Origin of the sequence: Paenibacillus sp. FSL R7-0128 (assembly GCF_038002245.1) — a bacterium.
In the GTDB taxonomy this organism is placed as follows: domain Bacteria; phylum Bacillota; class Bacilli; order Paenibacillales; family Paenibacillaceae; genus Paenibacillus_AQ; species Paenibacillus_AQ silagei.
The window spans coordinates 3,668,248-3,681,391 of sequence record NZ_JBBOCD010000001.1 but is presented as its reverse complement, the minus strand read 5'-3'; the positions used below and the strand labels follow the sequence as shown (position 1 = coordinate 3,681,391).

The window sequence follows — 13,144 nt, the reverse complement described above, 5'->3', positions numbered from 1 at the left end:
GTCCGTTTAGGGTAAATATGTGATTTTATCAGTTATTGGTGTTCTCTGTTTGGCAGCAGGCACTTCTGAAGGATACCCTACGGCAAGCACCGCAATAACATCCTGTTCTTCAGGAACGCCAAGCACCTCGCGGCCCTTGGCTGTACCGCCGAGTGACGACCAGAACACGCCTGCTCCTGCCGCATGGGCCGCTAGCATGAAATTCTGGATATAACAGGACACGGCCATGATGTTCTCTTCACGTTCCATTGTGGTAGCGGCAGATTTGGATAAGACTCCAATCAACAATGGAGCACCGCCAAAATCTGTCTTATGGTTCAGCGCTGCACGGGTCTGCGGCCCAATGAACAACAGCTCCCAAGGCTCATTCATCCGGTGGTTCGGAGCATAGCTGGCAGCCTCCAGCCAAGTATTCAGCTCCTCCTCCTTAATCGGGTCTGGCCGGAAGGCTTTGATCGTTCTTCTCGTTTGAATAGTATCGATGATAGTCATAGGTAGTCCACTCCTTCTGTTGTATTTGTATCCACATGGTAATAAGCATATCTCTTTAACACGTTAAATTACAAGGCTTTATAACTAGAATGGAACATTATGTATGTTATGTTGATAGCGGCATCTGGCGAATTCATGGGAAAATGTTGCTGCACTGGCTGCCGCTCATTTGCTCATTTTGGGCAGCAGCATGCTCACACAGCTTAAGCCCGACAAATTGTATGTGGTTTTCGGCATACATTGGGCCCCCGGGCTCCCTCGTACCAGCATATTGTGTGTGGTTTTTAGCATACATTGGCATACATTGGGCCCGGGCGCCCTCGTACCTGCACATTGCATGTGGTTTTTAGCATCCACATAAGAAAACCATAGTGATTTACTTAATTAGCAAAAACAGCCCAGCAAACTCCGCCTTAGCGGAGCTTCCTGAGCTGTTCTTTTGGAGGAGTTGATCTGTTCATATGTTCATCTGTACTCCGTGCACTCGTTCATCCTAGGCCTGCTCCAGGGCATATTTCCGCATCGTCTGCTGCTTGAAGTCATCCCAGGCTGGTGTGGACAGACGGGCTTGCTGCATCAGAGGTTCAAAGGCTTGATAGAGCGCCGCAATCTCGCTGAATGAGCCATCAATCAGCTTCATGAAGGGCAGCTTTTGTAACAATCTGAACCCTTGGGCGAGCAGTGCCGGGTGCTTCTTCGCCCCGTTAACCAGGGAGGCGGGGTTAACGGGTAGGCCAAGCGCGGAGAGCACGCGGAACCCTTCATCCATTACAGCAACCGCCTGTTTCCAGCGGGCGGAGTCTTTGCTTGCTTTTTCCAAATCAAAATCATATAGATAAATGACCGACATCACCGGAATAATTGAAACAATGTGACTAAGGAGCCAGGCGTTAATATCCTGCGAATAATCCAGCTTATACTTCGTCTTATGGAAGGCTTCTGCAAGCTCCGTCTTGAACGGAACCTCACCCTCCAGGCTGCCCAGTACCATCTTGCCGCCACCGCTTACAACGATCACACGCCCGTCTTCCTCACGCGTCCCGCCGTTTATCTGGAAGCCAAACGCAATATTCTGCGGAATCCGGCTATTCTCCTTGAAGAACTGCTGCATCCCGCGGGTATCCCCGTTATTGCCAACAAGCACAATATTCGTACTTCCGTTGTCCGCCAGAGCCGGCAACACCGCCGGGAAGTCATTGTATTTCATCACGACGAAGATCAGATCATAGACATCGTCCCTCCGCAGCTCGGATATCACCTTCACCTGATCTACAGTCGTTTTGCGCTGAAAATAATGCCGGAGGACCAGTCCGTCCTTCTGCAATTGGCCCGCCCGCTTCGTTCTGGCCAGCATCGTAACCTCATTCCCGCCCCGTACCAGCACATGTGCCAGATAACTGCCTATCACCCCTGCACCCATCACTAATATTCGCATCCAGTATCCCCTCTCCGCTTCAAACAGTTTTATTAAAATGAACATCTGTTCATTAGGTTAGCAGCGGGGACTCTACTAGCGCAATTGCCAATGGTGCCAAGGATGTCAATTACTGAACAAACCCGTGTAAATTGTACATTATCCGTACCACTCCTATGCCGCAGAGCCGCTTCATTCCATTATCTGCGTATGAACGGCCACGATCAGCATATCCATATGCCGGGCATGCCGCAGCAGATATTGAACGAAGCTCGTTATGAACAGGCTGCGCAGGAAGGGTCTGCGGGATTGGCCGATGATTACCTGCGTAGTCTGCATATCATTCATCCGCTGGAGCAGATGCTTATAAAGATGCTTGCGGCTTCCCGCCTCCGTAATGTCCATTACCCCGCCCAGCCGCTCGGTCAGAGCCCTCAGCGTATCCAGCCGCTTCTGCTCCTCCGCCGTCTTCATGCGGGCACAGTGCACGTAGTGAACATGCCACTCTGCCTTCAGGCGGTGTGCAATGCGGAAGCCGCGGCGGACCAGCCGTTCAGCCTGCGGTCCTGTGTCTACACAGACGAAGATAACCTCCCGTCTGCTCCAGGGTCCGCGTAAGGCAGGCTCACGCTCCCAGGCCTCCAGCCGCTCATCCACATCATCGGCAATCTCGCGCAGGGCCAGTTCACGCAGCGCGATCAGATTGCCAATTCTGAAAAAAGACTCCAGTGCCTGATTGACCTTCTCCTGCGCATAGATCTTCCCTTCCCGCATCCGCTGCTGTAGCATCTGCGGAGTCACATCAATCAGCTCCACCTCACTCGCCATCCGCAGGATGGCATCCGGCACCGTCTCGCGCACACGCACACCGGTTAACTGCTCCACAGCATCGTTCAGGCTCTCCAAATGCTGTACATTAACCGTGGTAATGACAGAGATCCCATTCTCCAGCAGCTTGATCACATCCTCATACCGCTTCTTGGTGAGGCTGCCGGGGACATTGGTGTGGGCCAGCTCATCCACCAGCACCACCTCGGGACGGCGGGCGATAATGGCCGCTGTATCCATCTCCGTAAGCTCAGTGGACTGGTAGGCAATCCGCGCTCTCGGAATCATCGTTAACTTGCCCACCTGCTTGCCGGTTTCCTCTCTCCCATGGGTCTCCAGCAGTCCGATAACCACATCGATGCCCCTGCCCAGCAGCAGATTGCCTTCCTGGAGCATTTTGTAGGTTTTGCCTACGCCGGGGGCTGCACCGATATACACCTTGAAGGTGCCCCGGCGGATATCCTCGATCCGCCGCTCCAGCTCCCGGCCGGTCAGCCGGTGGAACGGTTCCGCCGCCATCTTCACAGCGGGACGGACCGGCAGAACCCGTTCTCCCTCCTGCTCGGCACGGTCAGCCATCAGGAACACATCGATATTCCGCGTCCGCCGCAGGACACGGCTGGCAATGGAGCCTTGCCACTTCTCCTGCCAGCGGCTTTTCTGCGAATGCCCCATCACAATTCGGGTGACATTGTTCTGAATGGCATAGCGCACAAGCATGGAAGGCAGCATCCGCAGGCGCAGCAGCTCCAGCTCCTCGAACCGCGCCTGAATCCGTTCGGTCAGCTTTCGGATGGAGCGCTTGAATACCTGCTGATCCTTGGTCAGGGGACGTCCGCGCAGGAGGAACGTAACGATTAGCAGGTCTCCGTTCAGCCGTTTGGCAATCTGCTGTCCCCTTCTAATATAGAGGGAACCGTTCCAATGATACTGCGCGGATACCAGAATCCGCTCTGTTGCACCCGAAGGGCCGATCAGTCCTTCGGCCTCGCGATGCTTTTCCAGGGAATCATTGACTCCTTCGGCCATCAGCCGCAGCGACACCTCACGGAGAACGCCAAGGTTGCCCCGGAGGGATAATGCCGGATGTGCTCCCTCACCAAGCACCCCCTCCTCCAGCCGCTTGAGAATCGTTTCCGGCGACACATCGATCAGCCGTACCTCATCGGCGAGCTCCAGTGTATTGAGCGGCACGGTGCACTCCGCACGGATGCCGGTCATTTCATAGATCTGCTCGCCCACACCGGCCAGCTCATAGACATTAATAGTCGTGATTACGCTGATTCCCTGATCCATCAGATAACGGATGTCCGCAAGTCTTGTCGGGAAGCGGGCCTCCGGACGGTTGCGGTGGGCCAGACCATCGACCAGCAGCACCTCAGGATTGCGCTCCACCAGCGCCTCAAGCGGCAGATCCTTCTCCTCCTTGCCGTCCTTCAGCCAGTGAATGCTGGGCACGCGCTCCAGATCGCCAAGCTGCTGAACCGTCTCCGCCCGGCCCATAGTGGAGACGGCACTGATCACCACATCAATTCCCTGTTGCTTCAGCAGCTTGCCTTCCTCCAGCATATGATAGGTTTTGCCGGAGCCGCTGACCGAGCCGATGATGATCTTCAGCCGCCCCCGCTGGAGCTGGTAGATAGAATATAGAATCTCCTCAGGAGACTTGCGTTTATAGGGCGCCACGGACTCACCTTCTTTCTATTCTCACAACTCACAACTGGAGGAAGCAGTCTGTGCGGAGTCCGCTTATTTCGCCATCTCCGTCAGCGCCAGATTCAGCTTCAGCACATTCACCCGTTTCTCTCCGAAAAGCCCCAAATCGCGCCCTTCGGTATGCTCTTTCACCAGCGCTTCCAGGGTATCTGCCGGAATGCCGGTCAGCTTGCTGATCCGGGGAACCTGCACGAGCGCCGCAGCCGGAGAAATATGCGGATCAAGACCCGATCCGGAATTCGTAATCAAATCCACAGGGAGCTGACTTACAGGGACGCCGGGATTGTCCAGCTTCCACTGGGCAATGGAATCCTTGGTGCGTTGAAGCATATCGGGATTTGACGGCCCGTAGTTATTCGAGCCCGAAGCTTCGGCCTTGTACCCGATACTGGAGACACGGCTCTGGAACATAGCCTGGTTCGTGAAGCTCTGCCCGATTAGCGCAGAACCGACGACCTTCCCGGAAGCATCCTTCAGCAGGCTACCGTTCGCCTGGGTAGGCATCAGCACCTGGGCAAGCGCGGTGGAAGCCAGCGGATAGATCATTCCGCAGAGAATAATGAATACGATGCTTAACCTCACCGTAGTAAAGACAAAAGCTGCTGGTGAAGCGGAGACCTGCTCTCCGGTTGTCTCATGTGTAGATTGTGGCATGATGATTACGCCCTCCTTATATATTCAATCGTCTGCCGGACCCCTAGATCCATATACTGACGAGCATATCAATCAGCTTGATGCCGGCGAATGGAACAGCGACTCCGCCCAGACCATAGATGACAATGTTGCGCGTCAGTAGTCTGGTCGAACTCATCGGCTTATAGGAGACCCCGCGCATAGCGAGCGGAATCAGCAGCGGGATGATAATCGCGTTGAAGATCAGCGCCGAAATAATAGCGGAGCTTGGGGACCCTAGACCCATGATGTTCAGGGCTTCCATCTCAGGAATTGCGAGCGTGAACATCGCCGGAATGATGGCGAAATACTTGGCAATATCGTTAGCGATGCTGAAGGTGGTCAGCGCCCCGCGTGTCATAAGGAGCTGCTTCCCGATGGCTACAACCTCGATAATCTTGGACGGATCAGAATCCAGATCGACCATATTGGCCGCTTCCTTGGCAGCAGTTGTCCCGCTGTTCATCGCCAGCCCCACATCGGCCTGGGCCAGCGCGGGAGCGTCGTTCGTTCCATCCCCGGTCATGGCGACCAGCTTGCCCTCGTTCTGCTCCCGGCGGATCACCGCAATTTTATCCTCCGGAGTACTCTCAGCTATAAAATCATCGACCCCGGCTTCACGGGCAATCGTAGCGGCGGTCAGCGGGTTATCCCCGGTACACATAATCGTCTTGATCCCCATGCTGCGCAGCTCGTCGAAGCGCTCCTTCATCCCGGGCTTGACGGTATCCTTCAGATAGATTAGCCCGAAGATCCGGTTATCTACAGCAACCGCGAGCGGAGTGCCGCCCAGCCGGGCGATAGCATCCGAGTTGCTGTCCAGATCGTTCGGTACGGCACCGCCTTGCGACAGCACCCACTTCTTCACGGAATCGACCGCTCCCTTGCGCACATAGCGTCCGTCCCGCAGATCCATCCCGCTCATCCGGGTCTCTGCCTTGAACTCAATGAACTCGCCGCCGTCCGCGAGGCTGCTCTCATACTGAAGCTCCAGCTTCTTCGCCAGCTCCAGGACAGAGCGCCCTTCGGGCGTCTCATCCTTCAGCGAGCTGACCGCCGCCCAGGCTGCAAGCTCGGCTACAGTTGCTTCGCCTACCGCAACGAACTCACTGGCCATCCGGTTGCCGAAGGTAATCGTCCCCGTCTTATCCAGAATCATCGTGTTGATATCCCCGGCAGCTTCCACCGCCTTCCCGGACATCGCCAGGACGTTGAACTGCGTCACCCGGTCCATTCCCGCAATCCCGATGGCCGACAGCAGCCCGCCGATGGTGGTCGGAATCAGGCAGACGAGCAGTGCAATCATGACCGGAATCTCCAGCTTCACCCCGATATAATCCGCGATGGGACGCAGGGTGACTACGACAATCAGGAAAATAATCGTAAGGCTGATCAGCAGCGTGTTCAGAGCAATCTCATTCGGTGTCTTCTGGCGCTTCGCCCCTTCGACCAGCGAGATCATCCGGTCCAGGAACGATTCTCCCGGATCACTGGTGATCCGCACCTTGATCTGGTCGCTGACTACCCGGGTACCGCCGGTCACGGAGCCGAAGTCGCCTCCGGCTTCCTTAATGACTGGAGCCGACTCCCCGGTGATGGCCGATTCGTCCACAGAAGCCAGCCCCTCGGTCACTTCCCCGTCGCCGGGAATCAGTTCACCTTGGCTGACGACCACGATATCGCCTTTGCGCAGCTCAGAGGCAGGTACCTGCTTGACCCCTGATCCCGCCAGCTTATTGGCGGTGATGTCCTGCTTGGTTTTTTTGAGCGAATCGGCTTGTGCCTTGCCCCGGCCCTCCGCCAGCGCTTCCGCGAAGTTAGCGAACAGCACGGTGAACAGCAGGATGAAGAACACGGTAATATTGAAGCCTACCGCATGCTCCGCATGGAAATACCCCGGCGCCAGCACCATAAGCAATACGATAACCGTCCCAACCTCCACGACGAACATGACCGGATTCTTCATTAGAGTCACCGGGTTCAGCTTCACCAGACTATCCTTGGCAGCACTTAGCAGGATGGGACCCGTCAGCAGCTTCTTTCTGTGTACAGTACTCATTCTCGTCTCTCCCTTTCCCTACCGTAAAGTCAAATATTCTGCAACCGGACCGAGGACAATCACCGGCAGGAAGGTCAGCGCGCCGATAATCAGCACCGTACCGATCAGGATGCCTGTGAACAAGCCGTTGTCTGTGCGGAAGGTTCCTATGGTCTCCGGCACCGGCTTCTTACGCAGCAGGGAACCGGCAACCGCCAGCATGGCGATCATCGAGACATAACGGCCCAGCAGCATGACCACCCCGGTGGTGATATTCCAGAAGGAGGTATTATCCGCCAGCCCTTCGAAGCCCGAGCCGTTATTGGCCGCAGCAGATACGTATTCATACAGCACCTGGGTCATCCCGTGGAAGCCGGGGTTACTGATACTGCCTTTACCGAGCTCCGTCAGAAAAGCGGCCGCCGTCGGTAACAGAATAATCAGCGGATGAATCAGAATCGCGATGGCGATTAGCTTCATCTCCCGCGCTTCAATCTTGCGGCCCAGGAACTCCGGCGTCCGGCCCACCATCAGCCCGCAGAGGAACACGCCGAGGATCGCATACATGAGCATATTGATCAGCCCGACACCTTTGCCGCCGAACACGTTATTCAGCATCATGAGTGTCAGCGGGGTAATACTGCCGAGCGGCGTCAGCGTATCATGCATATTATTCACACTGCCGGTAGTGGCTGCCGTTGTAACGGTGGTGAACAGCGCCGACTGTGCGATGCCGAACCGGACCTCTTTTCCCTCCATACTGCCCTGTGAAGCATCTATCCCCATGGCGTTAATCGCCGGGTTGCCCGCACTTTCCGCAGCGTAATTCACTCCGAGCAATACCACGAACAACGTCATCATCGCGCCAAAAATCATCCAGCCCTGCCGCTTGTTCCCGGCGAACTTCCCGTACATATACGGCAGAGATGCGGGCAGCAGCCACATGGAGAGGATCTCCAGCACATTGCTCAGCGGACGCGGATTCTCAAAAGGATGCGCAGAGTTGGCTCCGAAGAAGCCCCCGCCGTTCGTGCCGATGTGCTTAATGGACTCCAGGGAGGCCACCGGACCGATAGCAATCTGCTGGGTCTGCCCTTCAAGCGTGGTGACTTCCAGCGTAGGCTTCAGGGTCTGCGGCACATGAAGCGCTACAAGCGCCATTGTTACAAGCAGCGCCAGCGGAATGAAGATCCGGATATGCGCTTTGACGAAGTCCTCGAAGAAGTTCCCTACCGAGCGGCGGCCCGTAATCCCTCTGACACAAGCAACCGCAACCGAGAAGCCGCTGGCCGCCGAGGTGAACATCAGCATCGTCATGACCGCCATCTGTGAGAAGTAGGACACGCCGCTCTCCCCGCTGTAATGCTGCAGATTCGTATTGGTGACGAAGCTGATCACCGTGTTGAAGGTAAGCGTCTCTTCCATATTGCCAATCCCGCCCGGGTTGAGCGGAAGCCCCTTCTGCAGCCGCAGGAAGAGATAACTGAATGCCACCAGTACAAGGTTCGTTACGATGAAGCTGAGCGCATATTTCTTCCAGGACATCCCGCCCCGATGCTTCAGCCCGATCAGACGATAAATCCCCTTCTCCGCTGCGCCGAACACCCGGTCTGTCCGGTTCGGTTCATTTGAGAATACATGATATAGATAAGTGCCCACCGGCTTCACCAGCAGTACGAGTATTAAGATAACGACTATAATCTGCACAATCCCCACGGATGGCCCTCCTAAGTAGTTAGAATTTTTCAGGATGAATCAAAGCATAGCCCAAATACAGAAACAGCAGCGCAGTAGCTGCGAGGACAACTGCCATTACTCCGTCCCCCCTTGCTCATCGGTCACACGGCTGCACCATTGTACAAACGCATAGAATACCGTGAATATCGCTGCCAGCATTGCCGTCATATACACATCCATCATCGTCTTTGCCACTCCTCACCTTATGGTAATCTCTCTCTTGTAACTTCCGGTCTAGCGTATCATTTCTCCCATTAGTTCAGGGTAAGGGTTTCCTCAGGCGCATTAAGATTGTATTAAGACTTCAGGAGGAATGGTAAATCTCTTCACCCAGCACCCTGTTGACCGCCCCTATAAAAGCACCATAACCCCCGTCCGCTTCCATCCGGTGCGGGAGCGCCCAGGCAAGGATCACTTCCGTCTCCTGACGATCGAACTCGAAGCTGGTCACAAGCAGCTCACTGACCTCACGGGCCGAAGCCCCGCAGGCAAACTGGTATGCGGCAGCGTACACCCCGCTATTCTCATAGGTCCACTCTTGCAGCAGATCGATCCGGTCATAATGCCGCTTGATCAGCACCAGCAGCGCCGTCAGCACCGTCACCCATCCGATATTTCTCATCCACTCATCCATCTCCATGCCTTCTCTCCAGTATGTTAACTTCAGAATTCAGCGTACCATTCCCGCCATTAGTTCAGGATTAGGGTTTGGTTCTACAGATTAAGATTACGTTAAAATACCGCCGGAACGGCAAAAAAACCATGCCTGCAAAGGCATGGTTAGGAACACTATGAAACACGCTATACGGCTTCCGTAAGCCAGTTCAAATCACTCGGCTGTCGTCTCCCGCCTGCAGCATCCGGTAGCCCACACCGATATGGGTCTGGATCACCTTGGGCTGGGAAGGGCTGCGCTCAATCTTCTTGCGGAGCGTAGCCATGAACACACGGAGCGCCGGAATATCATACGTAGGACTGCCCCAGATTTCATGCAGGATATAATTATGGGTCAGGACCTTGCCGACATTCTTCGCCAGCAGACACAGCAGCTTATACTCAATCGGCGTCAGGTGGATCTCATCATTGTCCAGCCAGACACAGCCCGCGGCATAGTCAATCCGCAGATTTCCGTTCGCAAAAAAGGCCGAATCCTTCATCAGCTTCTCGCTGTCCCCCCGGATTCGCCGCAGACTGACCCGCAGCCGGGCGAGCAGCTCCTCCACGCTGAAGGGCTTGGTCAAATAATCATCGGCTCCGGCATCCAGCGCTTCGATCTTGTCGCGGTCCTCGCTGCGGGCACTGACCACGATGATCGGAAGGTTCGACCATGCCCGGATCTTCCGGATAATATCCACACCGTCCATATCGGGCAGACCGAGGTCCAGGATCATCAGATCCGGCTGACTGGATACGGCCTCCAGGATGGATGCCTCCCCCGTCTCTGCGGTATGGTATTTATAGCCCTGAGTCTCCAGAGTTGTGGTAATCAGCTTGCGGATCGGCTTGTCGTCTTCGACGACCAGAATCATGGGTTTATTCATGGACATTCACCTCCTCTGCCAGCAGGGTGAAGCGGAAGACCGTTCCCTGCGGTGCATGATCTTGTACTTCAATATGCCCGCCATGGGCATGAATAATTGATTTGCAGAGCGCAAGGCCCAGGCCCAGACCTCGCCTGCCGTCTCCCCGCACGTTGTCCGCTGTATAGAACATCTCGAACACCTTGGCCTTCGCTTCCGGGGATATTCCCGGCCCATCGTCAGCGACCTCGACCACTACTAGCCCCTTCTCCTGTCTGGCAGATAGGGTAATATGTGAACCCGACCCGCTGTACTTAATCGCATTATCCACCAGGTTGATGATCACCTGAATGATCAGCCGTGAATCCATCCGGGCCATCAGCAGCTCGTCTTCGAGCACCACCCGGATCACATGATCCTCCTTGTTGCGGTTCACATGCAGCAGCGCTTCCGCAATCACTTCCTCCAGCAGCTCCGCCTGAAAATTCAAGTGAAGCGCACCATTATCAATCCGCGTAATCGACAGCAGATTCTCCACCAGATTGATCAGCCAGATCGAATCGTCATAGATATCGCTGTACAGTTCCTGCTTCTGCTCCTCGCTCAGCACCGCCGAGTTGCCGATCAGGATGCCCGCGTTACCGGAAATACTGGTAAGCGGCGTACGCAGATCATGCGAGATGCCGCGCAGCAGATTGGCGCGCAGCTGCTCCTGCCGGATTTGCAGGGAGCTTTCTTTTTGCAGCTCGTTCAGCTTGTCTTTCTCCAGCGCGAGGGCGCATTCACCAAGCATGGCGATCATCAGACTTGATTCGAACACCTCCAGCGGTTCTTCCTGCTGCATCACAATTCCTGCTACTGCAAACACTGTATCGCCGCTTCGCACCGCATGATACAGACATTGGGCCGCCGAGAAGGTATCGGTAGACGCTCCGGCCCGTTTATTGTTCCGCAGCACCCATTCCGCTACCTCGCGTTCCGCTTCCAGCTTAGCCTTTTGAGCGTCCATCGTACTTCCATCCTTGTTGTACAGCAGCGGCTCCGAGAGCCCATCGCCCACAACCTCATAGATGATGATGCTCCGGTCCAGCAGCTTGAGCATTTGCAGCGCGGTCTCGCTCAGAATGGCGGGCGTGTCTTTGGCCTGCTGCAGCTTCCGGCTGGTCTCCAGGAGCACCTCGGTGCGGTAGGCTTTTTGCGCCGATTCTCTGGCCTGCTCTTTCACCCGCAACGTCAACGTACTGGTGATGAACGAGGCGGCCAGCATGACGAGGAAGGTCACCGGATACCCCGAGTCATAGGCCTGAAGCGAGAAATAAGGCTCGGTGAAAAAATAGTTAAAGACCAGCACGCTCAAAATCGACGTCGCCGCGCTGTACAGCCGTCCTTTTGTAACCATCGCATCGAGCAGAACACCCAGAATATAGACAGTGATAATGTTCGCTTCACTGAAGCCGAGAACCTTGAACCATAACCCTATGATCGTGCAGACCAGCAGAATCCCCAGAGTTTTGCCCGTATCAGCCAGGGTGAGAAGCGGAGGTCTGGCATATTGCGGAATTTTGGATTGCAAGGCAGACTCTTGATCCGGGATGATATAGATGTCGATATTCGGAGCAGCAGCCGTCAGTTTGTCTACGAAACCCGAACCGACGGACCAGCGGCTGCGATTCTGCGACCGGCCCAGGATGATTTTGGAGACCCGGCTGGTTTTGGCATATTCGGCGATCTGTGCCGGCACATCCTCCCCGTAGACAGTGGCAACCTGCGCATTAAGCTGTTCGGCCAGCCGCAGATTCTCCCGCAGCTCCGACTTGTTCCTTGCCGTTAACTCTTTCGTTCGAGAGGTCTCCACGTAGAGAGCAGTGAATTCCCCCTGTAAATCTTCGGCCATTCTCGCCGCTGTGCGGATGACCTTCTTGTTGGATATTGCCGACGACAGGCAGACCAGGATATGTTCTCTGCTGTACAAGTTGGCTTCCACTGCCCGTTCCCCTAACCTGCCCTCATAACGTTTGAATTGATCCGCCCTGTACCGTTGAGCCAATTCCCGCAAAGCGATCAGCTTCTGGGGAGTGTACAGATCACCGGCCTCCTGCCGGAGCTGCCCCGTGGAAAAGATTCGCCCCTCATGCAGACGCTTCAGCCAAATGTCCGGACTGATATCAATGAACTCGACCTGGTCCGCACGCTCGAACACACTGTCGGGAATACGCGCTGGCTCAGCCATTCCGGTCGTGGATGTTACAACATCGGTCATACTTTCCAGCTGTTCTATACTAACCGTAGTGTAGACATCTATTCCCGCGCGCAGTAGCTCCTCCATATCCTGAACCCGCCGCTTGTGGCGTACACCCGGAGCATTGATGTGGGCCAGATCATCCAGTAAAATCAAGTCCGGCCTCCTGCGGATCGCCTGGTCCAGATCGAATTCCCGCCGGGTGGTCCCGTTTACAGGAATGTCCAGCGGCGGCAACAGCTCCAGTCCGTTAATAAGCTCCGCTATATCTGCTCTGTCATGGGCTTCAATGTAGCCCGCCAGCACCTGTTGGCCGTTCTTCTGCTCCACATGGGCAGCCTCCAGCATCGCCCGGGTCTTCCCTGCTCGCGGTACATAACCGAAGAATATCCTCAGCCTTCCGCGCCGCTTCTTCGCTGTATTTTCCCCTATCATCTGAAGGTTTCCTTCCTTCTAAGCCCAACTATAGGCTAGCCATTGTACACTGT

At 55.4% G+C, this 13,144-nt stretch carries 10 protein-coding genes; all 10 read right to left on the bottom strand.

What is annotated here, in order from left to right; all coding sequences use genetic code 11:
- Positions 1–6: 6 nt before the first annotated feature.
- A complete protein-coding gene (locus NST26_RS15240; RefSeq protein WP_339256625.1) occupies positions 7–492 on the bottom strand; it encodes a nitroreductase family protein in 486 nt (161 codons plus the stop codon).
- A gap of 493 nt (positions 493–985) precedes the next feature.
- Positions 986–1,927: a ketopantoate reductase family protein gene (locus tag NST26_RS15235; protein ID WP_340953081.1), complete on the bottom strand. Its 942-nt coding sequence runs from the start codon at positions 1,925–1,927 to the stop codon at positions 986–988.
- Between the two features lie 171 nt (positions 1,928–2,098).
- Complete coding sequence (locus NST26_RS15230) at positions 2,099–4,420, bottom strand: universal stress protein (RefSeq protein ID WP_340953083.1); 2,322 nt, start codon at positions 4,418–4,420, stop codon at positions 2,099–2,101.
- A gap of 63 nt (positions 4,421–4,483) precedes the next feature.
- Positions 4,484–5,104, bottom strand: coding sequence for a potassium-transporting ATPase subunit KdpC (kdpC, locus tag NST26_RS15225; protein ID WP_340953086.1), 621 nt, complete (start codon positions 5,102–5,104; stop codon positions 4,484–4,486).
- Between the two features lie 43 nt (positions 5,105–5,147).
- Positions 5,148–7,181, bottom strand: a complete 2,034-nt coding sequence (kdpB, locus tag NST26_RS15220) for a potassium-transporting ATPase subunit KdpB (protein ID WP_340953089.1) — start codon at positions 7,179–7,181, stop codon at positions 5,148–5,150.
- 18 nt (positions 7,182–7,199) lie between these two features.
- Positions 7,200–8,876 (bottom strand): potassium-transporting ATPase subunit KdpA, encoded by a 1,677-nt coding sequence (gene kdpA, locus NST26_RS15215; protein ID WP_340953091.1) that lies wholly within the window; start codon positions 8,874–8,876, stop codon positions 7,200–7,202.
- A 19-nt stretch (positions 8,877–8,895) separates the two neighbouring features.
- Positions 8,896–8,973 (bottom strand): potassium-transporting ATPase subunit F, encoded by a 78-nt coding sequence (locus NST26_RS34045; protein ID WP_076154139.1) that lies wholly within the window; start codon positions 8,971–8,973, stop codon positions 8,896–8,898.
- 228 nt (positions 8,974–9,201) lie between these two features.
- Positions 9,202–9,537 carry a hypothetical protein gene (locus tag NST26_RS15210; RefSeq protein WP_340953094.1) on the bottom strand — a complete coding sequence of 112 codons (336 nt, stop codon included), beginning with the start codon at positions 9,535–9,537 and terminating at the stop codon, positions 9,202–9,204.
- 184 nt (positions 9,538–9,721) lie between these two features.
- The gene (locus NST26_RS15205) at positions 9,722–10,438 is read right to left on the bottom strand and encodes a response regulator (protein ID WP_036728515.1); all 717 of its coding nucleotides are present in this window, start codon (positions 10,436–10,438) and stop codon (positions 9,722–9,724) included.
- Positions 10,431–13,091 (bottom strand): sensor histidine kinase KdpD, encoded by a 2,661-nt coding sequence (locus NST26_RS15200; RefSeq protein ID WP_340953097.1) that lies wholly within the window; start codon positions 13,089–13,091, stop codon positions 10,431–10,433. The genes NST26_RS15205 and NST26_RS15200 overlap by 8 nt, the downstream gene beginning before the upstream one ends.
- Positions 13,092–13,144 lie beyond the last annotated feature (53 nt).